The sequence below is a fragment of the Streptomyces sp. NPDC059454 genome, assembly GCF_042749965.1.
GTDB lineage: Bacteria > Actinomycetota > Actinomycetes > Streptomycetales > Streptomycetaceae > Streptomyces.
The window spans coordinates 1-26,075 of sequence record NZ_JBHYVC010000086.1 but is presented as its reverse complement, the minus strand read 5'-3'; the positions used below and the strand labels follow the sequence as shown (position 1 = coordinate 26,075).

The 26,075-nt window shown below is 67.4% G+C and carries 40 protein-coding genes and 2 pseudogenes; 2 read left to right on the top strand and 40 right to left on the bottom strand.

The annotated features are described in order from the left end of the window. Positions 1–198: 198 nt before the first annotated feature. The 31 genes from rplQ to ACFXAE_RS33825 form a co-directional block, all read right to left on the bottom strand. Entirely contained in the window at positions 199–696 is a 498-nt protein-coding gene (rplQ, locus tag ACFXAE_RS33975; RefSeq protein WP_384722799.1) for a 50S ribosomal protein L17, read from the bottom strand. Positions 697–858: 162 nt separating this feature from the next. Continuing rightward, on the bottom strand, positions 859–1,881 hold the full coding sequence (locus ACFXAE_RS33970; protein ID WP_003966937.1) for a DNA-directed RNA polymerase subunit alpha: 1,023 nt from the start codon (positions 1,879–1,881) through the stop codon (positions 859–861). A 117-nt stretch (positions 1,882–1,998) separates the two neighbouring features. Continuing rightward, on the bottom strand, positions 1,999–2,403 hold the full coding sequence (gene rpsK / locus ACFXAE_RS33965) for a 30S ribosomal protein S11 (protein WP_003956432.1): 405 nt from the start codon (positions 2,401–2,403) through the stop codon (positions 1,999–2,001). A 64-nt stretch (positions 2,404–2,467) separates the two neighbouring features. Continuing rightward, positions 2,468–2,848 carry a 30S ribosomal protein S13 gene (gene rpsM, locus ACFXAE_RS33960; protein WP_384722796.1) on the bottom strand — a complete coding sequence of 127 codons (381 nt, stop codon included), beginning with the start codon at positions 2,846–2,848 and terminating at the stop codon, positions 2,468–2,470. Positions 2,849–3,040: 192 nt separating this feature from the next. Beyond that, the gene (rpmJ, locus tag ACFXAE_RS33955) at positions 3,041–3,154 is read right to left on the bottom strand and encodes a 50S ribosomal protein L36 (RefSeq protein WP_003998809.1); all 114 of its coding nucleotides are present in this window, start codon (positions 3,152–3,154) and stop codon (positions 3,041–3,043) included. 59 nt (positions 3,155–3,213) lie between these two features. After that, positions 3,214–3,435: a translation initiation factor IF-1 gene (gene infA / locus ACFXAE_RS33950; protein ID WP_003948620.1), complete on the bottom strand. Its 222-nt coding sequence runs from the start codon at positions 3,433–3,435 to the stop codon at positions 3,214–3,216. Between the two features lie 151 nt (positions 3,436–3,586). Then, the gene (gene map / locus ACFXAE_RS33945) at positions 3,587–4,423 is read right to left on the bottom strand and encodes a type I methionyl aminopeptidase (RefSeq protein WP_384722793.1); all 837 of its coding nucleotides are present in this window, start codon (positions 4,421–4,423) and stop codon (positions 3,587–3,589) included. 320 nt (positions 4,424–4,743) lie between these two features. Further along, a complete protein-coding gene (locus ACFXAE_RS33940) occupies positions 4,744–5,397 on the bottom strand; it encodes an adenylate kinase (RefSeq protein WP_384722791.1) in 654 nt (217 codons plus the stop codon). After that, the gene (gene secY, locus ACFXAE_RS33935) at positions 5,397–6,710 is read right to left on the bottom strand and encodes a preprotein translocase subunit SecY (protein WP_384722789.1); all 1,314 of its coding nucleotides are present in this window, start codon (positions 6,708–6,710) and stop codon (positions 5,397–5,399) included. Before secY ends, ACFXAE_RS33940 begins: the two co-directional genes overlap by 1 nt. Before the next feature lie 243 nt (positions 6,711–6,953). Next, entirely contained in the window at positions 6,954–7,409 is a 456-nt protein-coding gene (gene rplO, locus ACFXAE_RS33930; protein WP_067018996.1) for a 50S ribosomal protein L15, read from the bottom strand. Between the two features lie 2 nt (positions 7,410–7,411). Then, positions 7,412–7,594 carry a 50S ribosomal protein L30 gene (rpmD, locus tag ACFXAE_RS33925; protein WP_384722786.1) on the bottom strand — a complete coding sequence of 61 codons (183 nt, stop codon included), beginning with the start codon at positions 7,592–7,594 and terminating at the stop codon, positions 7,412–7,414. 2 nt (positions 7,595–7,596) lie between these two features. Next, positions 7,597–8,202, bottom strand: coding sequence for a 30S ribosomal protein S5 (gene rpsE, locus ACFXAE_RS33920; protein WP_189558415.1), 606 nt, complete (start codon positions 8,200–8,202; stop codon positions 7,597–7,599). A gap of 41 nt (positions 8,203–8,243) precedes the next feature. Beyond that, positions 8,244–8,627 (bottom strand): 50S ribosomal protein L18, encoded by a 384-nt coding sequence (gene rplR, locus ACFXAE_RS33915; RefSeq protein ID WP_384722783.1) that lies wholly within the window; start codon positions 8,625–8,627, stop codon positions 8,244–8,246. Between the two features lie 3 nt (positions 8,628–8,630). Next, positions 8,631–9,170 (bottom strand): 50S ribosomal protein L6, encoded by a 540-nt coding sequence (gene rplF / locus ACFXAE_RS33910; protein WP_384722781.1) that lies wholly within the window; start codon positions 9,168–9,170, stop codon positions 8,631–8,633. Between the two features lie 24 nt (positions 9,171–9,194). Beyond that, positions 9,195–9,593 (bottom strand): 30S ribosomal protein S8, encoded by a 399-nt coding sequence (gene rpsH, locus ACFXAE_RS33905; RefSeq protein WP_030221010.1) that lies wholly within the window; start codon positions 9,591–9,593, stop codon positions 9,195–9,197. Positions 9,594–9,832: 239 nt separating this feature from the next. Continuing rightward, positions 9,833–10,018 carry a type Z 30S ribosomal protein S14 gene (locus ACFXAE_RS33900; protein WP_003948630.1) on the bottom strand — a complete coding sequence of 62 codons (186 nt, stop codon included), beginning with the start codon at positions 10,016–10,018 and terminating at the stop codon, positions 9,833–9,835. Positions 10,019–10,023: 5 nt separating this feature from the next. After that, positions 10,024–10,581: a 50S ribosomal protein L5 gene (gene rplE, locus ACFXAE_RS33895; RefSeq protein WP_384722778.1), complete on the bottom strand. Its 558-nt coding sequence runs from the start codon at positions 10,579–10,581 to the stop codon at positions 10,024–10,026. After that, positions 10,581–10,904 carry a 50S ribosomal protein L24 gene (gene rplX, locus ACFXAE_RS33890; RefSeq protein WP_384722775.1) on the bottom strand — a complete coding sequence of 108 codons (324 nt, stop codon included), beginning with the start codon at positions 10,902–10,904 and terminating at the stop codon, positions 10,581–10,583. Before rplX ends, rplE begins: the two co-directional genes overlap by 1 nt. Before the next feature lie 2 nt (positions 10,905–10,906). Further along, positions 10,907–11,275 carry a 50S ribosomal protein L14 gene (rplN, locus tag ACFXAE_RS33885; protein WP_030831680.1) on the bottom strand — a complete coding sequence of 123 codons (369 nt, stop codon included), beginning with the start codon at positions 11,273–11,275 and terminating at the stop codon, positions 10,907–10,909. A 137-nt stretch (positions 11,276–11,412) separates the two neighbouring features. Further along, complete coding sequence (gene rpsQ, locus ACFXAE_RS33880) at positions 11,413–11,700, bottom strand: 30S ribosomal protein S17 (protein ID WP_004927263.1); 288 nt, start codon at positions 11,698–11,700, stop codon at positions 11,413–11,415. After that, positions 11,697–11,921, bottom strand: a complete 225-nt coding sequence (gene rpmC / locus ACFXAE_RS33875; RefSeq protein ID WP_007494763.1) for a 50S ribosomal protein L29 — start codon at positions 11,919–11,921, stop codon at positions 11,697–11,699. Before rpmC ends, rpsQ begins: the two co-directional genes overlap by 4 nt. After that, positions 11,921–12,340 carry a 50S ribosomal protein L16 gene (gene rplP / locus ACFXAE_RS33870; protein ID WP_004927269.1) on the bottom strand — a complete coding sequence of 140 codons (420 nt, stop codon included), beginning with the start codon at positions 12,338–12,340 and terminating at the stop codon, positions 11,921–11,923. The genes rpmC and rplP overlap by 1 nt, the downstream gene beginning before the upstream one ends. Positions 12,341–12,345: 5 nt before the next feature. Beyond that, positions 12,346–13,179: a 30S ribosomal protein S3 gene (rpsC, locus tag ACFXAE_RS33865; RefSeq protein WP_362451346.1), complete on the bottom strand. Its 834-nt coding sequence runs from the start codon at positions 13,177–13,179 to the stop codon at positions 12,346–12,348. Further along, positions 13,179–13,526, bottom strand: coding sequence for a 50S ribosomal protein L22 (gene rplV / locus ACFXAE_RS33860; RefSeq protein WP_014054168.1), 348 nt, complete (start codon positions 13,524–13,526; stop codon positions 13,179–13,181). Before rplV ends, rpsC begins: the two co-directional genes overlap by 1 nt. Before the next feature lie 44 nt (positions 13,527–13,570). After that, positions 13,571–13,852, bottom strand: a complete 282-nt coding sequence (gene rpsS / locus ACFXAE_RS33855; RefSeq protein ID WP_003948639.1) for a 30S ribosomal protein S19 — start codon at positions 13,850–13,852, stop codon at positions 13,571–13,573. 12 nt (positions 13,853–13,864) lie between these two features. Continuing rightward, positions 13,865–14,701, bottom strand: coding sequence for a 50S ribosomal protein L2 (gene rplB, locus ACFXAE_RS33850; protein WP_384722771.1), 837 nt, complete (start codon positions 14,699–14,701; stop codon positions 13,865–13,867). A 38-nt stretch (positions 14,702–14,739) separates the two neighbouring features. Continuing rightward, positions 14,740–15,159 (bottom strand): 50S ribosomal protein L23, encoded by a 420-nt coding sequence (rplW, locus tag ACFXAE_RS33845; RefSeq protein WP_384722768.1) that lies wholly within the window; start codon positions 15,157–15,159, stop codon positions 14,740–14,742. Beyond that, complete coding sequence (gene rplD / locus ACFXAE_RS33840; RefSeq protein ID WP_103546603.1) at positions 15,159–15,818, bottom strand: 50S ribosomal protein L4; 660 nt, start codon at positions 15,816–15,818, stop codon at positions 15,159–15,161. The genes rplW and rplD overlap by 1 nt, the downstream gene beginning before the upstream one ends. A gap of 8 nt (positions 15,819–15,826) precedes the next feature. Further along, on the bottom strand, positions 15,827–16,471 hold the full coding sequence (gene rplC / locus ACFXAE_RS33835) for a 50S ribosomal protein L3 (protein ID WP_121748660.1): 645 nt from the start codon (positions 16,469–16,471) through the stop codon (positions 15,827–15,829). Positions 16,472–16,487: 16 nt separating this feature from the next. Next, positions 16,488–16,796 (bottom strand): 30S ribosomal protein S10, encoded by a 309-nt coding sequence (rpsJ, locus tag ACFXAE_RS33830; RefSeq protein ID WP_003948644.1) that lies wholly within the window; start codon positions 16,794–16,796, stop codon positions 16,488–16,490. Positions 16,797–17,223: 427 nt separating this feature from the next. Next, positions 17,224–17,652, bottom strand: coding sequence for an SUKH-3 domain-containing protein (locus tag ACFXAE_RS33825; RefSeq protein ID WP_384722765.1), 429 nt, complete (start codon positions 17,650–17,652; stop codon positions 17,224–17,226). Between ACFXAE_RS33825 and ACFXAE_RS33820 the strand changes: the two genes are divergently transcribed. Beyond that, positions 17,555–17,896 carry a type ISP restriction/modification enzyme gene (locus ACFXAE_RS33820; RefSeq protein WP_384722801.1) on the top strand — a complete coding sequence of 114 codons (342 nt, stop codon included), beginning with the start codon at positions 17,555–17,557 and terminating at the stop codon, positions 17,894–17,896. The two genes, ACFXAE_RS33825 and ACFXAE_RS33820, sit on opposite strands and share 98 nt — an antisense overlap. On the opposite strand, the gene ACFXAE_RS33815 is transcribed toward ACFXAE_RS33820, so the two are convergent. Both ACFXAE_RS33815 and ACFXAE_RS33810 read right to left on the bottom strand, forming a co-directional pair. Then, on the bottom strand, positions 17,847–18,035 hold the full coding sequence (locus ACFXAE_RS33815; protein WP_384722762.1) for a DUF397 domain-containing protein: 189 nt from the start codon (positions 18,033–18,035) through the stop codon (positions 17,847–17,849). The genes ACFXAE_RS33820 and ACFXAE_RS33815 overlap by 50 nt on opposite strands. Beyond that, a pseudogene (locus ACFXAE_RS33810) lies at positions 18,032–18,890 on the bottom strand (helix-turn-helix domain-containing protein). The gene ACFXAE_RS33815 and the pseudogene ACFXAE_RS33810 overlap by 4 nt, the downstream one beginning before the upstream one ends. Positions 18,891–19,029: 139 nt before the next feature. Here ACFXAE_RS33810 and ACFXAE_RS33805 point away from each other — a divergent pair. Next, positions 19,030–19,491 (top strand): ATP-binding protein, encoded by a 462-nt coding sequence (locus ACFXAE_RS33805; protein WP_384722759.1) that lies wholly within the window; start codon positions 19,030–19,032, stop codon positions 19,489–19,491. A gap of 202 nt (positions 19,492–19,693) precedes the next feature. Here the strand turns inward: ACFXAE_RS33805 and ACFXAE_RS33800 are convergent, their stop codons facing one another. The 7 genes and pseudogenes from ACFXAE_RS33800 to ACFXAE_RS33770 all read right to left on the bottom strand — a co-directional run bounded on the left by ACFXAE_RS33800 (position 19,694) and on the right by ACFXAE_RS33770 (position 25,949). After that, positions 19,694–20,338 carry a hypothetical protein gene (locus tag ACFXAE_RS33800; RefSeq protein ID WP_384722756.1) on the bottom strand — a complete coding sequence of 215 codons (645 nt, stop codon included), beginning with the start codon at positions 20,336–20,338 and terminating at the stop codon, positions 19,694–19,696. A 56-nt stretch (positions 20,339–20,394) separates the two neighbouring features. Further along, positions 20,395–20,865 carry a hypothetical protein gene (locus ACFXAE_RS33795; protein WP_384722753.1) on the bottom strand — a complete coding sequence of 157 codons (471 nt, stop codon included), beginning with the start codon at positions 20,863–20,865 and terminating at the stop codon, positions 20,395–20,397. A 37-nt stretch (positions 20,866–20,902) separates the two neighbouring features. After that, positions 20,903–21,367: a hypothetical protein gene (locus tag ACFXAE_RS33790; protein ID WP_384722751.1), complete on the bottom strand. Its 465-nt coding sequence runs from the start codon at positions 21,365–21,367 to the stop codon at positions 20,903–20,905. A 23-nt stretch (positions 21,368–21,390) separates the two neighbouring features. Continuing rightward, positions 21,391–21,762 (bottom strand): hypothetical protein, encoded by a 372-nt coding sequence (locus ACFXAE_RS33785; RefSeq protein ID WP_384722748.1) that lies wholly within the window; start codon positions 21,760–21,762, stop codon positions 21,391–21,393. A gap of 84 nt (positions 21,763–21,846) precedes the next feature. Continuing rightward, positions 21,847–21,963, bottom strand: a pseudogene (locus ACFXAE_RS33780) (RHS repeat-associated core domain-containing protein); the annotation flags it as partial. Positions 21,964–22,020: 57 nt separating this feature from the next. After that, a complete protein-coding gene (locus ACFXAE_RS33775) occupies positions 22,021–24,504 on the bottom strand; it encodes a hypothetical protein (protein WP_384722745.1) in 2,484 nt (827 codons plus the stop codon). Beyond that, on the bottom strand, positions 24,471–25,949 hold the full coding sequence (locus ACFXAE_RS33770; protein ID WP_384722743.1) for a DUF6531 domain-containing protein: 1,479 nt from the start codon (positions 25,947–25,949) through the stop codon (positions 24,471–24,473). Before ACFXAE_RS33770 ends, ACFXAE_RS33775 begins: the two co-directional genes overlap by 34 nt. Positions 25,950–26,075 lie beyond the last annotated feature (126 nt).

Sequence of the window (26,075 nt, the reverse complement as noted above, 5' to 3'; positions counted from 1 at the left end):
GTCTTTGTAAAGTTCCAGCCGCACCCCCACCAACCCGGGGTGAAATTCAACACTCACCCCAAGCTCCACTCACCCCCCAACAAGCGGCCCCGCTCCTGAAAGGAACGGGCCCGCAACAGCGCCCCATGGGGGCGCGGGGAACCGCACGACGAACCACGACGGCGCCGCGGCCGCGAACGAACAGCCCCCGGCAGACGCTTACGCGTCCTTCGACTCCTCGGCCGGGGCCTCGGCAGCCTCGTCCTTGGACAGGTCCGCCTTCGCCTCAGCGGCCTCGGCGTCCTTCGCGGAACGCTTCGTGGCGGCCTCGGCCTCGCCGACGGCGGTCTGCTGCACCGTCAGCGCCTCGACCAGCTCGATGACGGCCATGGGCGCGTTGTCGCCACGGCGGTTGCCGATCTTGGTGATGCGGGTGTAGCCACCGGGACGGTTCTCGTACCGCGGGCCGATCTCGGTGAAGAGCGTGTGGACGATGCTCTTGTCCGTGATCACCTGGAGCACCTGACGGCGGTTGTGAAGGTCGCCCTTCTTCGCCTTGGTGACCAGACGCTCGGCGTACGGACGCAGCTTGCGCGCCTTCGCCTCGGTGGTGGTGATGCGGCCGTGCTCGAACAGCGCCTTCGCGAGGTTCGCGAGAAGGAGCTTCTCGTGCGCGGCGCTGCCGCCCATACGAGCACCCTTGGTGGGCTTCGGCATGGTGTCTCTCCTAGGTGTCTGCCCCGGCCGTATCAGGTACCGGGGTCAGTATCCGAGCAGACGGTCGTCTGTCGGAGACCCCGCGCCCCATAGGGGCGCGGGGAACTGCGCGACCAGCCACAGCGGGCCCGCAGCCAGACGCGAACTGTCGAGCCCGAGCTCTTAGTACTGCTCGGTCTCCACGAAGCCCGCATCCGCGTCGTCGTCCGCGCCGAACGCGTCCGCCGCGGCGGTGGGGTCGAACCCGGGAGGCGAGTCCTTGAGCGCGAGGCCCATGCCGGCCAGCTTGGCCTTGACCTCGTCGATGGACTTCGCACCGAAGTTGCGGATGTCGAGCAGGTCCGCCTCGGAGCGGGCGACGAGCTCACCCACGGAGTGGATGCCCTCACGCTTGAGGCAGTTGTACGACCGAACGGTGAGCTCCAGCTCCTCGATCGGCAGCGCCAGGTCGGCGGCGAGGGCGGCGTCCGTGGGGGACGGGCCCATGTCGATGCCCTCGGCGTCGATGTTCAGCTCGCGGGCGAGACCGAACAGCTCGACCAGGGTCTTGCCGGCGGAGGCCATGGCGTCACGCGGACGCATCGCCTGCTTGGTCTCGACGTCGACGATCAGCTTGTCGAAGTCGGTGCGCTGCTCGACACGGGTCGCCTCGACCTTGTAGGTGACCTTGAGAACCGGCGAGTAGATCGAGTCGACCGGGATACGGCCGATCTCCTGGCCCACCTGCTTGTTCTGCACGGCGGAGACGTAGCCGCGACCGCGCTCGACGGTCAGCTCCATCTCCAGCTTGCCCTTGCCGTTGAGCGTGGCGAGGACGAGGTCGGGGTTGTGCACCTCGACACCGGCCGGCGGCGCGATGTCGGCGGCGGTGACCAGACCTGGGCCCTGCTTGCGCAGGTACATCACGACCGGCTCGTCGTGCTCCGAGGAGACGACCAGCTGCTTGATGTTGAGGATCAGGTCGGTGACGTCCTCCTTGACACCCGGCACGGTGGTGAACTCGTGCAGGACGCCGTCGATGCGGATGGACGTGACCGCCGCACCCGGGATCGAGGAGAGGAGCGTACGGCGCAGGGAGTTGCCGAGGGTGTAGCCGAAGCCCGGCTCCAGCGGCTCGATCACGAACCGGGAGCGGAATTCGTCGACGACCTCTTCGGTCAACGAGGGACGCTGAGCGATCAGCATGGTGGTGATCCTTCAGTCAGGGGCGCCCGCTATTTGACGCCCGACTTGGTAGTGCAAGGGTACGGGCGATACGACCCGAAAGAGTCGTACCGCCCGTGAAACCCTGGTGGAGCGAGATCAGACGCGACGGCGCTTCGGCGGACGGCAGCCGTTGTGCGGGGTCGGGGTGACGTCCTGGATGGAGCCGACCTCGAGGCCCGTGGCCTGCAGGGAGCGGATCGCGGTCTCACGACCGGAACCCGGACCCTTGACGAACACGTCGACCTTGCGCATGCCGTGCTCCTGGGCGCGGCGGGCAGCCGACTCGGCGGCCATCTGCGCGGCGAACGGCGTGGACTTCCGGGAGCCCTTGAAGCCGACGTGGCCGGCGGAGGCCCAGGAGATCACGTTGCCGGACGGGTCCGTGATCGAGACGATCGTGTTGTTGAACGTGCTCTTGATGTGCGCGTGGCCGTGAGCGACGTTCTTCTTTTCCTTGCGGCGCACCTTCTTGGCAGCGCCCTGACGACCCTTGGGGGGCATGTCGTTCTCCTACGGGAGGTGGTCGGTCCTACAGCGAAGACCGTGGACAGAGGTCCGCTGCGGACTACTTCTTGCCCGGCTTCTTCTTGCCGGCGATGGCGCGACGCGGGCCCTTGCGGGTACGCGCGTTGGTGCTGGTGCGCTGACCGCGGACGGGCAGACCGCGACGGTGCCGCAGACCCTGGTAGGTACCGATCTCGACCTTGCGGCGGATGTCGGCCTGGATCTCGCGACGGAGGTCACCCTCGGTCTTGATGTTGCTGTCCACGAACTCACGGATCGCGACGAGCTGCTCCTCGGAGAGGTCGCGAACGCGGGTGTTCGGGTCGACGCCGGTGGCGGCCAGCGTCTGCTGCGAAAGGGTCCGGCCGATGCCGAACACGTAGGTGAGGGCGATCTCCACGCGCTTTTCGCGCGGGATGTCAACACCGGAAACGCGTGCCATTCAATGGCTCCAGTTGATTGTCGGAGGTCTTCCACAGGACCGGATCCCAGCCCGCCGTACCAGGTACGGACCGGGTCCCCGGCCTCCGAGCCGGGGGTGTCGAGCCGTGCGGCTCGGGACCTGCGTATGAACGTGTACTGCTCGCGTCGCGCGAAGTTCTGCGGAAGTCGCAGAGGGTGAGTCGTGCTGCGGTCAGCCCTGGCGCTGCTTGTGGCGCGGGTTCTCGCAGATGACCATGACCCGGCCGTGACGGCGGATCACCCTGCACTTGTCGCAGATCTTCTTGACGCTCGGCTTGACCTTCATGGGTGTGAGGTTCTCCGGGTCAGTGCCATCACCCCGGCGGACCGGGGAGCGGGCAAGATCTACTTGTACCGGTAGACGATCCGGCCACGCGTCAGGTCGTACGGAGACAGCTCCACCACGACCCGGTCGTCAGGGAGGATGCGGATGTAGTGCATACGCATCTTGCCGCTGATGTGTGCCAGGACCTGGTGGCCGTTCTGGAGCTCGACCTTGAACATGGCGTTCGGAAGAGACTCGACGACAGTGCCCTCGATCTCGATGGCACCTTGCTTCTTGGCCACGCTTCGCCCTTCGAATCGACTACCTTGATCGACTCTGGTGTGCACCGCGTGTGATACATGCAGACATGCGGGTGCACAGGAGCCGACGAGTCAGTCTACGTCAGCGCACCCGGAAACACGAATCGAGGATTCTGCCCCATCCCTGAGATCCTTAACCGATCGGATCGGGGGCGGCCGTGATGCCCATCTCCGCGAGCTTGGCCTTGCCGCCGTCGGGGGCCGTCAGGACCAGCGGCCCTTGCTCGGTGAGGGCGACCGAGTGCTCCCAGTGGGAGGACCAGGTGCCGTCGGTGGTGATGACCGTCCAGTCGTCGGAGAGGACCTTCGTCTTCGGGGTGCCCAGGGAGACCATCGGCTCGATGGCGAGGCAGAAGCCCGGGACCAGCTTGGGGCCCTTGCCCCGCTTGCGGTCGACGTAGTTCAGCAGGTGCGGGTCCATGTGCATCTCGGTGCCGATGCCGTGGCCGCCGTAGTCCTCGATGATCCCGTACTTGCCGCCGCCCGGCTTGGGCTGGCGCCGGATGTACGTCTCGACGGCGCGGGAGATGTCGACGAGCCGGTTGCCCTGCTTCATGGCCGCGATGCCGGCCCACATCGACTCCTCGGTCACCCGGGACAGCTCGACCACCTCCGGGGAATGGCCGGACCCGACGAACGCGGTGTACGCGGCGTCGCCGTGCCAGCCGTCGATGATCGCGCCGCAGTCGATGGAGATGACGTCGCCGTCCTTGAGGACGACGTCGTCGGAGGGGATGCCGTGGACGACGACGTCGTTCACCGAGGTGCAGATCGTCGCGGGGAAGCCCCCGTAGCCGAGGAAGTTCGGCTTGGCGTTGTGCTCGGCGAGCACCTTGCGGGCGACCTGGTCCAGATCCTTCGTCGTGGCCCCGGGCACGGCGGCCTCGCGGGTGGCCGCGTGGATGGCTGCGACGACCAGCCCCGCCTCACGCATCTTGGCGATCTGCTCAGGGCTCTTGATCTGCACCATGGGAACGACGGCCTTTCCTGGACCAGAAGGGAGTACGAACACTTCCAACGATACGGGCCCCCGGCTCCGCCACCGCGGGCAGCCGCACGCCACCGCTCGCCGCGGGCAGCCGCGCCTCCCCCAGTGCCCCGAAGGCCTGGGAGGTACCCCCAGGGCGATGGAGCACCTCCCGCTCCAGCGGAGCCCGAGAGTGGGGGGAGGGTGGGCCGGGGCCCCTGGGAGAGGCGTCCCGCAAGCGCCGGGCCGCGCGACCCGCCCCCGCCAAGCCGCAGCCGCGGCCCCTTACCGAAGGAACCGCGGCTGCAACCACCAGGATCGAACTACTCCCCGCGCTTCAGCGCCTCCAGCGCACGCCCCGTGACCTCGTCGACGGGACCCATCGCGGAGATGGTGACGACCAGCCCCTGCGCCCGGTAGTAGCCGATGATCGGCTCGGTCTGCGTGTGGTAGACCTCCAGCCGGGTCCGCACGGTCTCCTCGGAGTCGTCGTCCCGCTGGTACAGCTCACCGCCGCAGACGTCGCACACGCCCTCCTGCTTCGGCGGGCTGTACGTCACGTGGAACACGTGCGCGGACTCCTTGCGGCAGATCCGCCGTCCGGCGATCCGCTTCACTACCTCGTCCTCGGGGGCTTCCAGATCGAGGACCGCGTCCAGCTTGATGCCCTCGGTCTGCAGCAGATCGTCCAGCGCCTCGGCCTGCGACACGTTGCGCGGGAAGCCGTCCAGCAGGAAGCCGCCCTCGGCGTCGGCCTGCTCCATGCGGTCCTTGGCCATGGCGATGGTGACCTCGTCGGGGACGAGATTGCCCGCGTCCATGTAGGACTTCGCGAGCTTCCCCAGCTCGGTCTGCCGGCTGATGTTGGCGCGGAACAGGTCGCCTGTCGAAATGTGCGGGATGCGCAGTTTCTCGGCAAGGCGGGTTGCCTGCGTACCTTTACCAGCACCCGGCGGCCCGACGAGGACGATTCGCATCAGCGGAGGAACCCTTCGTAATTGCGCTGCTGGAGCTGGCTCTCGATCTGCCTCACCGTCTCGAGACCGACACCCACGATGATCAGGATGCTGGTCCCGCCGAACGGGAAGTTCTGGTTCGCCCCGAAACCAGCCAACGCCATTGTCGGCACGAGAGAGATCAGACCCAAGTACAGCGAACCCGGCCAGGTGATCCGGTTGAGTACGTAGCTGAGGTACTCAGCGGTCGGTCGGCCAGCCCGGATGCCCGGGATGAAGCCACCATACTTCTTCATGTTGTCGGCGACTTCCTCGGGGTTGAAGGAGATCGCCACGTAGAAGAAGGCGAAGAACACGATCAGGAAGAAGTACAGAACGATGTGCGCCGTGGCTGCGGGGTTGGCGAGATTCGCCTCGACCCAGGTCGCCCAGCCCGCCGTCGAGCTGGAGAACTGAACGATCAGCGCCGGGATGTACAGCAGCGACGCGGCGAAGATGACGGGGATGACACCCGCCTGGTTCACCTTGAGCGGGATGTACGTCGACGTACCGCCGTAGGAACGGCGGCCGACCATGCGCTTGGCGTACTGCACGGGGATCCGGCGCTGGGCCTGCTCGACGAAGACGACGAGACCGACCATGACGAACCCGACGAGCATGACGGTGCCGAACTCGATCCAGCCGTCCGCGAGGCTGCCCTGCTCCTTGATGGCCCACAGGGCGGAGGGGAAGGTCGCGGCGATCGAGATGAACATCAGGATCGACATGCCGTTGCCGACGCCGCGGTCGGTGATGAGCTCACCGAGCCACATGACGAAGGCCGTACCGGCGGTCATGGTGACGACCATGGTGATGGTCACGAAGATCGACTGGTCCGGGACGATCTGGTTCGCGACCGGGCAGCCCTGGAACAGGGCGCCACTGCGGGCGGTGGCCACCAGGCCGGTGCCCTGCAGGATGGCCAGTGCCACCGTCAGGTAACGGGTGTACTGCGTGATCTTCGCCGTGCCGGCCTGGCCCTCCTTCTTGAGGGCTTCCAGACGCGGGATCACCACGGTCAGCAGCTGCAGGATGATGGCCGCGGTGATGTACGGCATGATGCCCAGGGCGAAGATCGTGATCTGGAGCAGCGCCCCGCCGCTGAACATGTTGACCAGACCGAACAGGCCCGAATTGGCTTCGGCATTGTCGATGCAGGTCTGGACGTTGCGGTAGTCGACGCCCGGAATGGGAACGTTGGTACCGATGCGGTACACCACGATGATGCCGAGCGTGAAGAGCAGCTTCTTGCGCAGGTCGGGCGTCTTGAACGCCCGGGCGAACGCGGTGAGCACGGTGCCTCCTGCGACCCCCCGCGCAACTGCGTCAAGGGTGACGGTCTTGAGATTCCGACTAAGGACGATTACGTAACGGTCAACTGCCGCCCTGAGTGCCCGCATGGGGCGCCCGAGGTCAATGGGCAGCGCAGGCCACCTTACCGGCGACCATGCCGCCCTAGGAACGACCAACCGGGGATACCCCAAATGTGGGGTATCCCCGGTCGGGATCGTTCTACGTCATCGAGACACCTGAAAAGGTCAGACGAGCTCGGTGACGGTACCGCCGGCGGCGGTGATCTTCTCCTTGGCGGAGCCGGAGACGGCGTCGACCGTCACCTGCAGCGCCACGGAGATCTCGCCCTGGCCGAGGACCTTGACGAGGCTGTTCTTGCGCACGGCACCCTTGGCCACGAGACCCTCGACAGTGACCTCGCCACCCTCGGGGTAGAGCGCGGCCAGCTTGTCGAGGTTCACGACCTGGTACTCGGTCTTGAACGGGTTCTTGAAGCCCTTCAGCTTCGGGAGGCGCATGTGGAGCGGCATCTGGCCGCCCTCGAAGCGCTCCGGAACCTGGTAACGGGCCTTGGTGCCCTTGGTACCACGACCGGCCGTCTTACCCTTCGACGCCTCACCACGACCGACACGGGTCTTCGCGGTCTTGGCGCCGGGGGCGGGACGGAGGTTGTGGATCTTGAGCGGGTTGTTCTCCGCCATGATCAGTCGACCTCCTCGACCGTCACGAGGTGGCGGACGGTGTGCACCATGCCGCGGAACTCGGGGCGGTCCTCCTTGACGACCACGTCGTTGACCTTCTTCAGGCCGAGCGAACGCAGCGTGTCACGGTGGTTCTGCTTGCTGCCGATGTAGGACTTGACCTGCGTAACCTTGAGCTGCGCCATGATTACGCACCCGCCCCGGCACGCGCACGGAGAAGAGCCGCGGGGGCGACGTCCTCGAGCGGCAGACCGCGGCGGGCCGCGATCTCCTCGGGACGCTGCAGGCCCTTGAGGGCCGCCACGGTCGCGTGCACGATGTTGATCTGGTTGTCGGAGCCGAGCGACTTCGACAGCACGTCGTGGATACCGGCGCACTCGAGCACGGCGCGCACCGGACCACCGGCGATCACACCGGTACCGGGCGACGCGGGCTTGAGCAGCACGACGCCGGCAGCCTTCTCACCCTGGATGGGGTGCGGGATGGTGCCCTGGATGCGGGGGACCTTGAAGAAGTGCTTCTTGGCCTCCTCAACACCCTTGGCGATGGCGGCCGGCACCTCCTTGGCCTTGCCGTATCCGACACCCACGGTGCCGTCACCGTCGCCCACCACGACCAGCGCGGTGAAGCTGAAGCGACGACCACCCTTCACAACCTTGGCGACGCGGTTGATCGCGACGACGCGCTCAACGTACGCGGTCTTCTCGGCGGCAGCTGCGCCGCCGTCACGGCCCTTCCGGTCCCGCCGCTCGCCGCCACCGGCACCGCCACCGCGGCGCTGGGGTCCAGCCATTGGAATTACCTCTCTCTGTTTCCGCTAGCTACGGAACCGACTCAGAACTTGAGTCCGGCTTCGCGGGCGGCGTCCGCCAGGGCGGCGATGCGCCCCGCGTACTGGTTGCCACCGCGGTCGAACACGACAGCCTCGACACCGGCGGCCTTGGCGCGCTCCGCGACGAGGGCGCCGACCTGCTTGGCCTGCGCGGACTTGTCGCCCTCGCCACCGCGGACGGACGCGTCCAGGGTGGACGCCGACGCCAGGGTGTGACCCTTCAGGTCGTCGATCACCTGCGCCACGATGTGGCGGTTGGAGCGGGTCACGACCAGGCGGGGACGCTCGGCGGTACCAGAGACGTTCTTGCGGATCCGGATGTGACGACGCTTGATAGCAGCACGCTTGTAGGCGTCGCCCTTGAGGATCTTCTGCCCGTATGCCATGGCTTACTTACCCGCCTTTCCGACCTTGCGGCGGATGACTTCGCCCTCGTACTTGACGCCCTTGGCCTTGTACGGGTCGGGCTTGCGCAGCTTGCGGATGTTGGCCGCAACCTCGCCGACCTTCTGCTTGTCGATGCCCTCGACCGAGAAACGGGTCGGGTTCTCGACCTTGAAGGTGATGCCCTCGGGGGCCTCGACCGTGATCGAGTGGCTGTAGCCGAGGGAGAACTCCAGGTTCGAACCCTTGGCGAGCACGCGGTAACCGACACCGCTGATCTCGAGCTTCTTCACGTAACCCTGGGTCACGCCGGTGATCATGTTCGCCACCAGCGTGCGGGACAGGCCGTGCAGGGCCTTGTTCTGACGCTCGTCGTTGGGGCGGGTGACGTTCAGAACGCCGTCCTCGCCCTTGGCGATCTCGATCGGCGCCACGACGGTGTGGGTCAGCGTGCCCTTGGGGCCCTTGACCGAAACCGTACGGCCGTCGATGGTGACGTCCACGCCGGCGGGAACCGCGATGGGGAGCTTGCCGATGCGCGACATAGCTGTTTCCTCCGTTCCCTTCCGCTACCAGACGTAGGCGAGGACTTCTCCGCCTACGCCCTTCTTGCCGGCCTGCTGTCCAGTGAGGAGCCCGTGGGACGTGGAGATGATCGCCACGCCCAGGCCGCCCAGGACCTTCGGCAGGTTGGTGGACTTCGCGTACACCCGGAGACCGGGCTTGGAGATCCGCTTGATGCCCGCGATGGAGCGCTCACGGTTCGGACCGAACTTCAGCTCGAGGACGAGGTTCTTGCCGACCTCGGCGTCCTCGGTCTTCCAGCCCGTGATGAAGCCCTCCTGCTGGAGGATCTCCGCGATGTGCGACTTGATCTTCGAGTGCGGCATCGCCACGGTGTCGTGGTACGCCGAGTTCGCGTTCCGCAGACGCGTGAGCATGTCTGCGATCGGATCAGTCATGGTCATGAATTGGCCTTCGGCCTCTCTCGCCGGGGTTTCCTGGTGCGCCATCCCTCTCCCCGATCCGAGACGGGACGGGTGCGGCGCGGTGGACCTACGGCGTAGTAAGCAAACATGTGCGGGCAGCTGCCCGCGTGCGTGCGGGCACGGCAGGTGCCCAACCCCGCAAGCCTAAGCCATACGGAGTGGGCCTCCCACCGTTCCCATTGCTTACCGAGAGCCCTGGGAGTCGGGAATTACCCGGACTACCAGGAGCTCTTGGTCACGCCCGGCAGCTCGCCACGGTGAGCCATCTCACGAAGGCACACGCGGCACAGGCCGAACTTGCGGTACACGGAGTGCGGGCGGCCACAGCGCTGGCAGCGGGTGTAGCCACGCACACCGAACTTGGGCTTGCGAGCAGCCTTCGCGATCAGAGCCTTCTTCGCCATCTCGCTCACGCCTCCTTGAAGGGGAAGCCGAGGTGACGGAGAAGGGCGCGGCCCTCTTCGTCGTTGGTCGCCGTGGTCACCACGGTGATGTCCATACCCCGGGTGCGGTCGATCTTGTCCTGGTCGATCTCGTGGAACATGACCTGCTCCGTGAGACCGAAGGTGTAGTTGCCACGGCCGTCGAACTGCTTGGGGGACAGACCGCGGAAGTCGCGGATGCGCGGCAGCGCGAGCGACAGGGTGCGGTCCAGGAACTCCCACATGCGGTCGCCACGGAGCGTGACGTGGGCACCGATCGGCTGGCCCTCACGCAGCTTGAACTGCGCGATGGACTTGCGGGCCTTGGTGACGGCCGGCTTCTGACCGGTGATCGTGGTGAGGTCGCGGATGGCGCCCTCGATCAGCTTGGAGTCGCGGGCGGCGTCGCCCACACCCATGTTGACCACGATCTTGACGAGGCCGGGAACCTGCATGACGTTCTCGTAGGAGAACTGCTCGCGCAGCTTGCCCGCGATCTCCTCGCGGTACTTCGTCTTCAGACGCGGGCTGGTGGTGGTCGTCATCAGATGTCCTCACCCGTCCGCTTGGCAACGCGGATCTTGTTGCCTTCGTCGTCGAAGCGGTAACCGACGCGCGTGACGACCTTGTTGCCGTCCTTCTCCACGACCAGCTGGACGTTGGAGACGTGGACCGGGGCCTCGGTGGTCACGATGCCGCCGGCCTGCGAACCGCCTGCGGTCGGGCCGGCCTTGGTGTGCTTCTTGACCCGGTTGACACCCTCGACCAGGACGCGGTCCTCACGGGGGAAGGCCGCGATGACCTTGCCCTGCTTGCCCTTGTCCTTACCGGTGATGACCTGGACCAGGTCGCCCTTCTTGATCTTCATGCTCACAGCACCTCCGGCGCGAGGGAGATGATCTTCATGAACTTCTTCTCGCGCAGCTCACGGCCCACCGGACCGAAGATACGGGTGCCACGAGGGTCGCCGTCGTTCTTCAGAATGACGGCGGCGTTCTCGTCGAAGCGGATGTACGAGCCGTCCGGACGGCGGCGCTCCTTGACGGTGCGAACGATGACCGCCTTGACGACGTCACCCTTCTTCACGTTGCCACCGGGGATCGCGTCCTTGACGGTGGCGACGATGACGTCACCGATGCCCGCGTAGCGGCGACCGGAGCCACCGAGCACACGGATGCAGAGGACTTCCTTCGCACCCGTGTTGTCGGCGACACGCAGTCGCGACTCCTGCTGGATCACGTCTATCTCCTGTTTGTCTGCCGGTTCCCCAGGGGCCGCTCAACCGCTTGAGCGAACGGCCCCCGGAGCCTGGCGGAACTGCCCTGCGAGGAATGCCCCGCAGGAACGTACTTTTGGAATTCCCTTGCGGGAATTACCTACTTGGCCTTCTCGAGGATCTCGACGATGCGCCAGTGCTTCGTGGCGGACAGCGGCCGGGTCTCCATCAGGAGGACGCGGTCGCCGACGCCGGCGGCGTTCTGCTCGTCGTGGGCCTTGAGCTTGCTCGTGCTGCGGATGACCTTGCCGTACAGCGCGTGCTTCTTGCGGTCCTCGACGGCGACGACGACGGTCTTGTCCATCTTGTCGCTGACGACGATGCCCTCACGGGTCTTGCGGTCGCCCCGAGCCTCGGTGTTCGTCTCAGTCACGTTGTTCTCGCTCATGCGTTCTCCACCGTTTCGATGCCCAGCTCGCGCTCGCGCATCAGGGTGTAGATCCGCGCGATGTCCTTACGGACGGCCTTCAGCCGACCGTGGTTCTCGAGCTGACCCGTCGCCGCCTGGAAGCGGAGGTTGAACAGCTCTTCCTTGGCCTCGCGGAGCTTCGCCAGAAGCTCCTCGTTGCCCAGCTCGCGCAGCTCGGACGCCTTGGTACCGGCCGACATCACGCTTCACCTGCCTCGCGCTTGACGATCCGGCACTTCATCGGCAGCTTGTGGGCCGCACGAGTCAGCGCCTCACGGGCGATCTTCTCGTTGGGGTAGGACAGCTCGAACATGACCCGGCCCGGGTGCACGTTCGCGATCCACCACTCGGGAGAACCCTTACCGGAACCCATGCGGGTCTCGGCCGGCTTCTTCGTGAGCGGGCGGTCCGGGTAGATGTTGATCCAGACCTTGCCGCCACGCTTGATGTGGCGGGTCATCGCGATACGGGCCGCCTCGATCTGGCGGTTGGTCACGTACGCCGGCGTGAGGGCCTGAATGCCGTACTCGCCGAACGCGACCGTCGTGCCGCCCTTGGCCTGGCCACGGCGCTTCGGGTGGTGCTGCTTGCGGTGCTTGACCCTACGGGGGATCAGCATGTCGGTCAGGCCTCCGTTCCGGTGCTCTCAGCCGGAGCGGCAGCCGGAGCCTCGGCCTTGGGGGCCTCGGCAGCGGGAGCCTGCTGCGGCTTGCGGCCGCGACCGCCACGCTCGCCACCGCGGCCGCCACGGGCCGGGCGGTCGGCGCCGCCGCCACCACGGGCCGGGCGGTTGCCGGCGCGGGCTGCGGCGTTCTCGGCGCGGACCTCGGCGATGTTCTTGACGTCGCCCTTGTAGATCCAGACCTTCACACCGATGCGGCCGAAGGTCGTCTTGGCCTCGAAGAAGCCGTAGTCCACGTTCGCGCGGAGCGTGTGCAGGGGCACACGGCCCTCGCGGTAGAACTCCGAGCGGGACATCTCGGCGCCGCCGAGGCGGCCACCGCACTGGATCTTGATGCCCTTGGCGCCGGCCTTCATCGTGCCCTGCATGCTCTTGCGCATGGCACGACGGAAGGAGACGCGGGAGGAGAGCTGCTCGGCGACGGCCTGGGCCACCAGCTGAGCGTCCGTCTCCGGGCTCTTGACCTCGAGGATGTTCAGCTGGACCTGCTTGCCGGTCAGCTTCTCCAGGTCACCGCGGATACGGTCGGCCTCGGCGCCGCGGCGGCCGATGACGATGCCGGGACGGGCGGTGTGGATGTCCACACGCACGCGGTCACGGGTGCGCTCGATCTCCACCTTCGAGATGCCGGCGCGCTCCATGCCGGACGTCATCATCCGACGGATGGCGACGTCTTCCTTGACGTAGTCCTTGTACAGCTTGTCGGCGTACCAACGCGACTTGAAGTCGGTGGTGATGCCGAGCCGGAACCCATGCGGGTTAACCTTCTGGCCCATTACCGGGTTCCTTCCTTGCTGCTGACGACCACGGTGATGTGGCTGGTCCGCTTGCGGATCCGGTAGGCGCGGCCCTGGGCACGCGGACGGAACCGCTTCAGGGTCGGGCCCTCGTCGACGTACGCCTCGGAGATGACGAGGCTGTCGGCGTCGGTGTGGTCGTAGTTGTGCGCGGCGTTGGCGATGGCGCTGTCCAGCACCTTGCCGACCGGCACGCTCGCGGCCTGCGGGGCGAAACGCAGGACCGCCTGAGCCTCCGTGGCACTCATGCCACGGATGAGGTCCACCACGCGGCGGGCCTTCATGGGCGTGACGCGGATGTACCGCGCCTGGGCCCTGGCTTCCATGGTTGTCCCTTCAGTGTCTGTCATGGTCGATTGCACCCCGCCGACTAGCGGCGCTTCGACTTCCGGTCGTCCTTGACGTGGCCCCGGAAGGTGCGGGTCGGCGAGAACTCGCCGAGCTTGTGGCCGACCATCGACTCGGTGACAAACACCGGGATGTGGGTCTTGCCGTTGTGCACCGCGATCGTGTGGCCCAGCATCGCCGGGACGATCATCGAGCGACGGGACCAGGTCTTGATGACGTTCTTGGTACCGGCTTCGTTCTGGACGTCCACCTTCTTGATCAGGTGGTCGTCGACGAAGGGTCCCTTCTTCAAGCTACGAGGCATCTCAACCCGTCCTTAGCGCTTCTTGTTCGTCTTGCGGCGGCGGACGATGTACTTGTTCGACGCCTTCTTGGGCGAACGAGTACGGCCTTCCTTCTTGCCCCAGGGGGACACGGGGTGGCGGCCACCGGAGGTCCGGCCCTCACCACCACCGTGCGGGTGGTCGACCGGGTTCATCACGACACCACGGACGGTCGGGCGGACGCCCAGCCACCGCTTACGGCCGGCCTTGCCCCAGTTGATGTTGCTCTGCTCGGCGTTGCCGACCTCGCCGACCGTGGCGCGGCAGCGCTGGTCGACCAGGCGGATCTCTCCGGACGGCATGCGGAGGTGGGCCATCGTGCCCTCCTTCGCGAGCAGCTGCACGGAGGCACCGGCGGAGCGGGCGAACTTGGCACCGCCACCGGGACGGATCTCGATCGCGTGGATCGTGGTACCGACCGGGATGTTGCGGAGGGCCAGGTTGTTGCCCGGCTTGATGTCGGCCCCGGGACCGTTCTCGACGCGGTCGCCCTGCTGCAGGTTGCGCGGGGCGAGGATGTAGCGCTTCTCGCCGTCGGCGTAGTGCAGCAGCGCGATGCGCGCGGTGCGGTTGGGGTCGTACTCGATGTGCGCGACCTTCGCCGGCACGCCGTCCTTGTCGTGACGACGGAAGTCGATCACGCGGTAGGCGCGCTTGTGGCCACCACCCTGGTGGCGCACGGTCACACGACCGGAATTGTTACGGCCGCCCTTGCTGTGCAGGGGACGGACCAGCGACTTCTCCGGCGTGGACCGCGTGACCTCGACGAAGTCGGCGACGCTGGAGCCACGACGGCCCGGAGTCGTCGGCTTGTACTTGCGGATACCCATTTCTCAGTCCTCGTCCGATATCGAACGATCCTGACCGCTTACGCGGTCGGACCGCCGAAGATGTCGATACGGTCGCCCTCGGCGAGGGTCACGATCGCGCGCTTGGTCGCCGCACGCTGACCGAAACCGGTCTTGGTGCGCTTGCGCTTGCCGATGCGGTTGATCGTGTTGACCCCGGTGACCTTGACCTCGAAGACCGCCTGGACGGCCTGCTTGATCTGGGTCTTGTTCGCGTTGGGGTCGACGATGAACGTGTACTTGTTCTCGTCGATGAGCGCGTAGCTCTTCTCCGACACGACCGGCTTCAGCAGGACGTCACGGGGGTCCGTGTATGCCTTGCTCGCCGGGGTGACGACGGTGTTCTTGCCTTCGGCCTCGTGGCGGCGCGCCTTGGCGACGCGCACGGCCTTGGCCTTCTTGGCCGCCTTGGAGGCGATGGAGGGGTGACGGGCAGCCATCAGACCTCGCTCCCTTCGTTGTCGTTGGCCTTGTTCGGGCCGGCGACGAAGGACTCGAAAGCGGCCTGGGTGAAGACCACGTCGTCCGAGACGAGAACGTCGTACGTGTTCAGCTGGCCCGGCTCCAGAATGTGGATCTGGGGCAGGTTGCGGGCGGACAGCCACGCGGCCTCGTCGGCGCGGTCGACGACCAGGAGCAGGTTCTTGCGCTCCGAGATCTTGCCGAACAGCGTCCGAGCGGCCTTCGTGGAGGGCGTCTCACCCTCGATCACGCCGGTGACGACGTGAATGCGGTTGTGGCGGGCCCGGTCGGTGAGGGCGTGGCGCAGGGCCGCGGCCTTCATCTTCTTCGGGGTCCGCTGCGAGTAGTCACGCGGCTGCGGGCCGTGGACGACGCCACCGCCGGCGAACTGCGGAGCGCGGGTCGAGCCCTGACGGGCGCGGCCGGTGCCCTTCTGGCGGTACGGCTTGCGGCCGCCACCACGGACTTCACCGCGACGCTTGGTCTTGTGCGTGCCCTGGCGGGCAGCGGCGTTCTGCGCGACGACGACCTGGTGGATCAGCGGAATGCTGATCTTCTCCACGCCGAAGATCTCCGCGGGGAGCTCGACGCTTCCGGTCTTCTCGCCGGCAGGCGAAAGGATGTCAACAGTGCTCATCGGTTACCTCAGGCCCCCTTGGCCGCGGTGCGGACCAGGACGAGGCCGCCGTTCGGACCGGGAACCGCGCCCTTGATGAGCAGCAGACCCTTCTCCGCGTCAACGGCGTGGACGGTCAGGTTCTGGGTGGTGACCCGCTCGTTGCCCATGCGACCCGCCATGCGGAGGCCCTTGAACACGCGGCCCGGGGTGGCGCAGCCACCGATGGAGCCCGGCGAGCGGTGCTTGCGCTGGGTGCCGTGACCGGCGCCGAGGCCCTTGAAGTTGTGACGCTTCATGACACCGGCGAAGCCCTTGCCCTTGCTCTTGCCGGTGACGTCGACCTTCACGCCGGACTCGAAGACCTCGGCGGTGACTTCCTGGCCGAGCGTGTACTCGGCGGCGTCGGCCGTGCGGATCTCGACGAGGTGACGGCGGGGGGTGACGTCGGCCTTGGCGAAGTGGCCCTTGAGGGGCTTGTTCACCTTGCGCGGGTCGATCTCGCCGAAGGCGATCTGGACCGACTCGTAGCCGTCGACGTCGTTCGTACGGACCTGGGTGACGACGTTGGGGCCGGCCTTGACGACGGTGACCGGAACAACACGGTTGTTCTCGTCCCACACCTGCGTCATGCCGAGCTTCTCGCCCAGGATGCCCTTGATCTGCTTGGTCATCTTCAGATCACCGCCCTCAGAGCTTGATCTCGATGTCGACACCGGCCGGGAGGTCGAGTCGCATCAGAGAGTCAACGGTCTTGGGGGTCGGATCGAGGATGTCGATCAGGCGCTTGTGCGTGCGCATCTCGAAGTGCTCGCGCGAGTCCTTGTACTTGTGCGGCGACTTGATGACGCAGTACACGTTCTTCTCAGTGGGCAGCGGCACCGGGCCCGCGACCGACGCACCAGTGCGAGTCACCGTCTCGACGATCTTCTTCGCCGAAGAGTCGATGACCTCGTGGTCGTAGGCCTTGAGCCGGATGCGGATCTTCTGTCCCGCCATGGCTACTCCGTAGTCCTGTCTCTCTTTACGCTCTGGAACCCGGTGTTCCACATCTTGTCCTCCGACCCACGCGGTCGGGCGTGTCGCACTCTCGCTGACATGAATGTCCCTTGTTCGAACATCCCTGCGGGATTGACACGGCCGTACCAGAACCGCGGACCGGGGGCGAAAGGCCCACCGGGCGCCTGGCCGGCGCTGCACATACGCTTCCCGGAAGATTCCCGTACGTCCGCCCCTCACCAGGGACGACGAGTACTGTGGGACTCGCTTCCGGTCCTCCCGACGGGAGGCGCGCAGCATCAACGCTCGACCGAGCAACTCCGACAGTTTGCCACACGGAGACCGTGGCTGGCCAATCGGGCGGAAGAGATTACCCCGGAGGTGGCGGGGAGCAAACCCGCGAGGGGCGCGTCCCCGCACCGAATGATCAGGGGGTTGCCTCGGGCCTGATCCGGGTGGTGAGCCCCCGCAGCGCCTCATCGGGTGTCGGGGCCAGCAGCCGGACGTCGTCCATGCCGGCGTACACCGCCCCGTCCTCCGCCATGGCCAGGTACTGGTACTGGTTCCCCCGGTCACGCATCCCGAGGGGATACAGGTCGACGCCGGCCTGCTCGGCGAGGTCGTCGATGATCTCCGCGTCCCAGATCGCCAGCAGGGGGTCGAGCGAGAACTCCATCCACGGCATCGAGTCCGACGGGTCCCGGTGGGGCACTCCCACGGCGCCGAACTCCGCCAGGAAACGCCGTGCCGCGTCATGCATCCCGGAGGAGGCGTACGAGTACCAGCTCGGGTCGCGCTCCGCCATCGAGTGGATCATCGACCGGTACCAGGTGAGGACCGACCCCAAGTCCGGCATCGTCAGCAATCCCAAACGACTGGTCCGACGACCCGCGTTACGTCGTCGACCTGCTCAGGCGCATCGTGACGGTCAGTCTCACCACCATCGAGATCGTCAGGCACCTCCCGCCGCTCGACATCATCGAGGACGCCGGCTGATCCGCCGCGCCCCCGCGAGGCTCCGGCTTCGCGTGGGGCGCGATCGTCGCGGGGTCAGCTCCGCGACGCGTAGGCCACGAAGTCCGCCCATGCCTCCGGCGTGAGCGCGAGGCGCGGGCCGGATGTGTTCTTGGAGTCGCGGACGTGGACTGTGGTGGGGGTGGGGGCGACTTCGATGCAGTCGTTGCCGTTGCTGCTGTCGCTGTAGCTGCTCTTGGACCAGTGGAGTTCCGGCGTACTCATAGCTCTCCCAGCGTTTGCTCGATGAAGACCAGAGACTCCTCTGGTGTGAGCGTCTGGTGTGAGCGCCTGAGCCCGGATGATGCCATAGCGCAGATCAAGGACGCGGAGCTGCCTGGGGTGCGAGACCGGGCGGCCTCCGAAGTCACCGTCGGTACGCCCCATCCCCGTACCGTCCGCGAACTTCAGCACTTGGATACGGCCCCCCGTTCCCGGGTGGTTCGCGTGGGCGGTCGGCATCACCTGAAGCTCCACGAACGGCAACCTCGCCACTTCCAGCATGTGTTCGAGCTGTCGGCGCAGCACCATTGTGTCCCCGATCGGGCGGCGCAGCGTCACCTCTTCCAGGACGAAGCCGAACTCCGGTGCGGGCGAGCGCTCGAAGACGGACTTCCGGGCCATGCGAGCGGTCACCATACGCTCCAGCTCGTCCGGCGAGTAGGCCGGACGCCAGGTGCGCAGCAGCGCCCGCGCGTACTCCTCCGTCTGCAACAGCCCATGGATGTTGTGGTTGCTGTACAGCAGCATCTACACCGACCGTTCCTCCAGCTCGGCCAGCTGCCGCACCTTCTTCGGATACCGGGCCTTGCACATGTCGTCCATGAAGGCCCGCAGATGCCCCTGCGCCTTCAGGATCTGGTCCGCCCTGTCCAGGTACTCCGGGCGGGGAATGCGGGCCCCATGCTCGATCTTGCGGACCATGTCCTCGCCGTACGTGAGGGCGGCCGCCAGCTCGGACACGCTCACCCCGGCCGCCTCCCGGCAGACCTTGAGCAGGCGGCCCACCGCCTGCACCACCGGCTCGATCTCGTCGCCCGGCTCGACGTCCCAGCCCGCCTCGTCGACACCCTCGTCCACGGTTCCTCCCCCGGCGCGTACTCGTACTCGTAACAACGCCCGGGACAGCCGAGACAGCCGAGACAAAAGCCGGGACAGTGACGGTACGTGCAGGCGTTGTCACTCATCCACGGAAGCAGATTCGGCCACGCTGAGTGACGTGAATCAGGAAATCAGTGACCCCGCGCCCCGACTTGCTGCCGTCCCCGTCCGGAACTTCAGCCTCCGGCTGTCCTCCACGCCTCGCGGCGCCCGTCTCGCCCGGCTGCTTGCCATTGAGCAACTGCGCACGTGGGGACTGTCGTCGCATCCGGCGGAACTCATCGTCGCGGAGCTGGCGGCCAACGCCGTCACCCATGGCCGCGTCTCCGGCCGGGACTTCCGGCTGTTGCTGTACGTCATCGGTGACGCCCTCCGCATCGAGGTCACCGACACACGCGGTGACCGGCTGCCGTGCCCGCAGCACTCCGCCGACGACGCCGAGGCCGGCCGCGGCCTGCTGCTCGTGGACGCCCTCGCCGACCGCTGGGGAGTCGTCCCCGGCCCGCCTCCGCTCAAGACCGTCTGGGCCGAGGTGGGCACCGAACCCACCGGATCTCGGCCCGTCGCCCCGCCCCGGTGACCGGTGACGCGGCTCAGTTCCTGATCAGCGCTTCGAGAGGGCCTGGGGCAGGCCGATCCACCCCCCGCCCGACGATCAGAGCAGTTCGTGTGTCTTTCTGGGAATGTTCGCGCTGAACACGTCGGCGGATCCTTCACGGAGGCCGGAGTCCAGCCCGCCCCACTCCGGCGTGGGAGACACCGAACGAGCAGACCACACGTCGTCACGGATCGAGACGGTCCTCCAGCGCGTGGGCGAACGAGCGGAACGCCGACCTGCCCGCGGCGGTGGCGTCCGAGTCAGGACGGAGGATGTCGGGCAGGCAGGCCGTCCGCCACATCCTGAAGACCGTGGCCGCCGCGGCGGGATCACTCCGGTTCGCCAGTAGCAGAGCGACGTCCAGTGCCTCCGCGATCTTCCCTGCCGAGTCGGCGGCGGTCCTCCGGCCGGCGACGGCGGCGGCGGTCACCATCGCCTGCAGCAGACGGGTGAGCTGGAGATCCGCTCCCATATAGCACATGCGCCGTACCGCGCGCGGTTGTTCCAGGTCCTCGAGCCGTGGCGGAATCTCCTCGATGCCGACGGCCCACAGCAGCAACGAGGGGGCTGTGACGGGGTGCTCACGCAGCCAGCCGAGTTCGTCCACAATCGCCATGCTCGGCTCGGAGAACCGCCCGATCTCACGCACGAGCACCAGGAGCCGGTCCACCTCGCCCCGATGACGACTCACCAAGCCGACCACCGAGGCCCGCGCGACGTCCCACGTTCCCGTGGCGGCCACGGCTCCGATCTCGACGACACCGCCCAGCGGACCGAAGATCTCACGAGCGAGTGCCTGTCCCGGAACCGCGGAGTCGTTCACTGTCATCGTGCGCTTCCTCACACCTTCACTGAAGCCCGACGGAAAGACCGGCCCGTCGCTCCTCAGGAACGTCGGCCTCGCAAAGCCCGCCAGGCGTCACTTACCGCGTAGGCGGATTCCAGCCGCCAGGTCTCCAGTTTGTCCAACACCTTCGACGCGACCTTCCACCACTTGAGCCACGGCGGCAGATCCCGGAACGGTACGAAGGTCAGGGTGTCGTCGACGGCGTTCACGGCGACGCTCATACGGCCGGGGCCCGCCGCTCGCAGCACGGCGTACAGCTCCGGCGTCAACGCCCCGTTGAGCCGGGCCGCAGTGCCCACCGCCGTGAACGCGAACCCCCGCTGGTCCCGGTCCGGCAACCGCGTCGCCCGGACGATACGGGGCGACGCCTCCCCCAGTGGACAGTTGAAGGCCAACCCGATCGCCGCAGTGCCGAGGTGGTTCTCGCCGCGCGAGAACGCGGCATCCCAGTCCGCAGAGTCGTCGAGACCCAACAGCCCCTCGCCGGTTTCCCAGTCCCATGCGGACACTGCGCTCACCCGGCCGTACCATGCGTACTCGCCCTGTTCATGAACGCCGACCGCGCAGGGCCCGCCAGGCGTCGCTCACCGCGTCCTCGGTGCGCAGCCACCAACCTTCCAGCTTGTTCCGCACTCTTGTGACGACCTTCCGCCACTTGAACCATGGCGGCAGATCCCGGAACGGCACGAAGGTCAATGTGTCCCTGATGGCGTATTCAGCGAGACCATCGGGGTCCTCTGCGCGCAGTACGGCGTACAGTTCCGGCGTCAATCTCCCATGGATTCGTGCCACGACACCGGCTGCAGTGAAGGCGAATCCCCGCTGATCAAGATCTGGTAGCCGCATGGCCCGGACAATCCGCGGCGAGGCGACTTCCGGCGAGCAATTGAATGCCAGACCGATCACCGCTGAACCCAGCGGCCACTCACCACGCTCAAACGCGGCGTCCACTTCGGCCGGATCGTCGATGCGCGACACGCCCTCGCCGCTCTTCCAGTCCCACTCAGGCACCACAAGCCAACCTCTTCCGCTCGTCAGCCATCGCACTTGGGTGGGAGCACCCGCTGCTTCTTGGTGTTGTTAATCATGCCTGCCTTCTTCAGCTTGGTCAGATCGCCTTCGTGGACGGTCTCCGACGGATACTTGGACTGAACATGACCGTGGTAGACCTCCTTGACGATCTTGCCGTCCTTGTCGGTGACGTACTCGTGGCGGTCCAGCACCACGATCTCGTTGTTGACATGGTCGACGCCGAGTCGCCGGAACTTGTTCGGATTGTTCGGGTCGCCCAGGGCAATGGACCGATCCAGCGCGGCTTGACCATTGCTGGGCGCACGGCTGATCTCACCCTTGGCCGACGAACTATTCCCCGAACCATGCTTGTTGTATGTCGAGTCGTCGTACACCCGGACCGGGCCGGTGTCCCCCTCCAGGCCCAGCGGGTCGATCCAGCGCAGCGGGTTGTCGACGTACCTGTGGTGGTTCGGGGCCGGGAGCAGGCCGAGGGGGTCGGGGGTGAGGTAGCTCGCCGTGTCCGGGTCGTAGTAGCGGGCCAGGTTGTAGTGCAGGCCCGTCTCCGGGTCACGGTACTGGCCCGGGAAAGCCAGCGGGCAGAGGTCGTCGCCGCCGGTCAGGGGGCGTCCCCACAGGCTGGTGGCGGCCCGTCAGGCGACCGCGCCCTCCTCGTCGATCAGCTCGCTGGGGGTCCCGGCCAGGTCGGTGACGATCGCGTAGAACTGCCTGTCGATCGCGTCCTGGGCGTCGGTGCCCCGACGGGTCCGTACCTGGGCCGCCGCCCGGTGAGTGCCCGGCTCCCACTCCCAGGTGTCGGTCTCCACCCGCCCGTCGCGGAGCCTTTGCTGCTCCGCCAGGGTGGCGCGGTCCCAGCTGAAGAGGGTCTCGTCGCCGACGGAGCCGTCCTCGTGCACGCGCCACTTGGCTGTTCGCCGACCGAGTACGTCGTAGCGGTACCGCCACACACCGCTGTCGGGCGTCACGGCCTCGGTGAGGCGGTCGTCGGCGTCCCAGACGTAGGTCCAGATCCGCCGCAGTCCGGACAGCGTGCGCCGGATCATGCGGACCACGCGGCCCTGGCCGTCGTGCTCGTACGTGGTGCGGCCCGCCGAGGTGACCTTCGTGCCGGTGTGCCGCAGCGGGCCCTGTGTGTCCTGTCCGCCGGGAGCGGGGTGGGTGGCGTCGGTGAGGTTACCCAGTTCGTCGTAGGCGTAGGTCTCGGTCCAGGTGTCGGCCGACACCCGGGTGACGCGGCCCGCATGATCCAGGTCGAACCTGCGGGTGCCGCCCAGCCGGTCGGTGACCGAGGTGACGTGGCCGTCCCCGCGGTAGGCGTACGAGCGGGCCTGGCGCACCTGCGCGCCGCCCTGCGCGCCGGAACTGACGACTTGCTCGACGAGGCGGTGGCCCGCGTCCCAGGACTGCGTCAGCAGCGCCGCGCCGGCCAGGCCGCGGGCGGTTTCCCGGCCGGCCGCGTCGTGGGTGAAGGCCAGCTCTCCGGCGTCGGTGACGAGCGACGTGGGCAGCCCCGCCGAGTCGTACGACCAGTGCGAGGCGGCGCCGGACGGTGTGGTGCGCCGTGTCCGCCGGCCCAGTAGGTCGTACTGGCTGGTGACCGTACGGCCGTCGACGGTTTCGGTGAGGATCCTGCCCAGGGCGTCGTAGCCGTAGGCGACCCTGCTGCCGGGGTTCACGGCCTCGACCAGCCGGCCAGCCGTGTCGTAGCGCAGGGTGGTGACGTCGCCGTCGTCCGTCCGCGCCGTCACCACCCGCCCGGCGGCATCGCGGGTGAGGCGGACCGTCTGCCCGGTGCCGTCGGTCCGCTCCACCTGGTGACCGGCGGCGTCGAGAACGTATCCGAGCCTGCGGCCGTTGAAGTCCGCTTCGCCGGTCAGGCGGCCCGCCGCGTCGTACTGGTAACTCCATTCGTCACCGCGCGGGTTGGTCACGCCGACGAGCCGCAGCTCCGCGTCGTGGGTGAAGCGGTAGCGGGTGCCGTCCGGGTCGGTCCGGGCACTCGGCAGGTCGAACGCGCCGTACTCGAAGGTGGTGACGAAGCCACCGGCGTCGCGGTGCGACGTGAGGTTGCCCTCGGCGTCGTACGACCAGGTCTCCCGACCGCCGTCGGCGCGCTCCCGCCACAGCAGCCGGCCGTCCGGGTCCCACTCCTGCCGGACGGTTCCGCCGACCGGGTCCTCGATCCGCACGACGCGCCCGAACGCGTTCCGTAGCACGGTGACGACGCTGCCGCGCGGGTCCACGGCCCGCACCGGAAGCCCTGCGGCGTCCGTTTCGAAGCGGAACGTGTTGCCGAGCGCGTCAGTCTGTGCGATCCGGTGTCCTCGCTCGTCATAGGTGTACGAACTCACCGCGCCCAGCGGATCGGTGCTGGTGAGGAGGTTGTCCCGGTCGTCGTAGGTGCACTCCCACCGCGCACCGTCGGACTCCGTGATGGCGACGGGCAGGAAGCCGTCGTACTCCACTTGGACGCCGGTCCCGTCCGGCCTGTCCATCCGTACCGGCTGGCCGTGCGCGTCCAGCGTGAAGCGGGTCGTGTTGCCCAGCTCATCGGTACGGGAGAGCAGCCGCCCGAACCGGTCCCACTCGGTGTGCACGCTGTGGCCGAGGGGGTCGGTCACGGTGGCGAGCCGGTACAGCTCGTCGTACTGGTACGTCGTCGTGTTGCCGAGCGCGTCCGTGTAGCGCGTCCGGCGGTCGTCGGTGTCGTACTCGATGGTGCAGGAGAGGCTGCCGTCGGCGCCCTCGCCGGCGATGCAGCGGTCCAGGGCGTCGTAGGCGAAGCGGTACCAGTAGTCGTTGCGGTCGGTCCACGACGTGATGCGGGCGCGGTCGTCGTACGTGAGCTTCAGCGGCCGACCGCTCGAGTCGTGGATCTCCGTGAGGTTTCCTTCGGGGCTGTAGCCGAAGCTCCTGAGAACGGTGCCCTCGGGACCGTCCTCCGCATTGCGCAGGCGAAGCCGGGTGACACGTCCGTCCGTCGTGTCGACGTGCAGGTGTCGGCCGCCCGAATCGCGTACCGCGACAGGGGTTCCGTCGGCGTCACGGTCGAAGTCGACACGCGACCCGTTGCGGTCGGTGATCACGGCCAGGGGCAGCGTGAAGGCCTCGCCCACCGCGGCCGGGCTCGACCGGGGTGCGAAGTGACGAGTGATCCCCGTGCCGGGGTCGGTGACGCGAAGAGGAGCACCCGCTGTGCCGTCCCAGTCCAGCGGCCAGCGGGGGCCTCCAGCGGCATGACCGAGGTGCCCGGACGGGGCACCGGGTAGAAGAGCAGCATGCCGTCCTCGGTGACGAAGACGGCTCCCTCGTCGTCCAGTTCGAGGCGTTCGTCCAGGGTGGAGGCCCAGGACGGACCGAAGCAACGGCCCCACTGATACGTGGACAGGTGGGTGCGGCGCAAGATCAGGGGGAGCAGGCCGGGAAGTTCGACATCGGTCGCTTCCATGAGCATCTCGCCGGAGACCATGTCGATCGGGTCGCCGTTCTTGCAGCGGCCCTTGGAGGGCTTGGACTTCGCCGCGGCGTCGTCGGCTTCTCTGCGCAGGCCCTTTCCGAGCCCCTTGGCCATGGCTTTCAGCCCGCCCTTGGCCAAGACTTTGGCGCCCTTGGCCAGGGCACCGAGGGTGGTCAGGCCCTTCATGCCGGGGATGCACTCCAGCACCGCGAACCCCACGTCCCACAGGGACGCCTGTCCTTTGGAGTATTTGTAGAGCGTGTCGGCAAGCAGGGCGAGCGCTGCGACCAGCACGATCGCGCCCAGGATGGGCCCGCCGATGATCATGGCGACGATACCGACGACTGCGACGACGATCTTGCAGGCGGCAATGATCGTGTCCCAGTTGTCGACGAACCAGTCGCCGACCTCTTCCCACCAGGAGCGGTTCTGGATGCCGGCGTCGGAGGCCTCGTCGATCTTCGACTTGGCGTCCCGCGCGGCCTCCTCGCGCATCGTGCGCGCGTCCTCGGCCATCTTCTTCGCCGCGGCCAGTGCGTCCTGCGCGGCGGAGACGTCCGACCGGGCCTTGTCCTGGGCGGACTTGGCGCTCCGCACGTCCCGGGTCGCGGCCCGCACCTTCGCCTCGTCGGGCTTGTCCGCGTCCGACTTCGAACCGGTGGGGTCGTCCTTGTACTTGTCGGCCTCCTTCGTCGCCCGGCCCACCCACGACTCCGCCGAGGTCAGCTTCGACTGCGCGGAGGACAGATCCGCACGCGCCTCACGCGCCTTCGCCAGCGCCCTGTCGGCCAGCACCTGGGCGCGCTCCAGCTTCGGCCAGTAGTCCGCGAGCGCGTCACCGCACATCCCGTACGACTTCTCCAGCTTCCGCAGGTTCTTCGGAACCCCGGAGAACTCCTCCTTGAACACCTCGGCCGACTTGCCCGCCCACTCCGCCAGCGTCCCCTCACCGGCCATCCCCTTCACCAGACGCAGCGCCTCGGAGACGTCGTCGGCGAAGCCGTGCAGGACCTTGGCGAGGGTGCGCACCCGCTGCGGATCACCGGGGGTCGGGTCCTTGTCCAGGTCAAGGACATGCCAATCACTCGGCCGATGACCCACCATGCCGCAACCCCCGTCACCCGCACATCGTCAGCACCCGTATGCACATGTGAACCTACACAGCACGGCAGTTCGACGGAAAGCCCGGACCGTTCCGCCTCAGGAACGTCGCCGTCGCAGCGCCCGCCA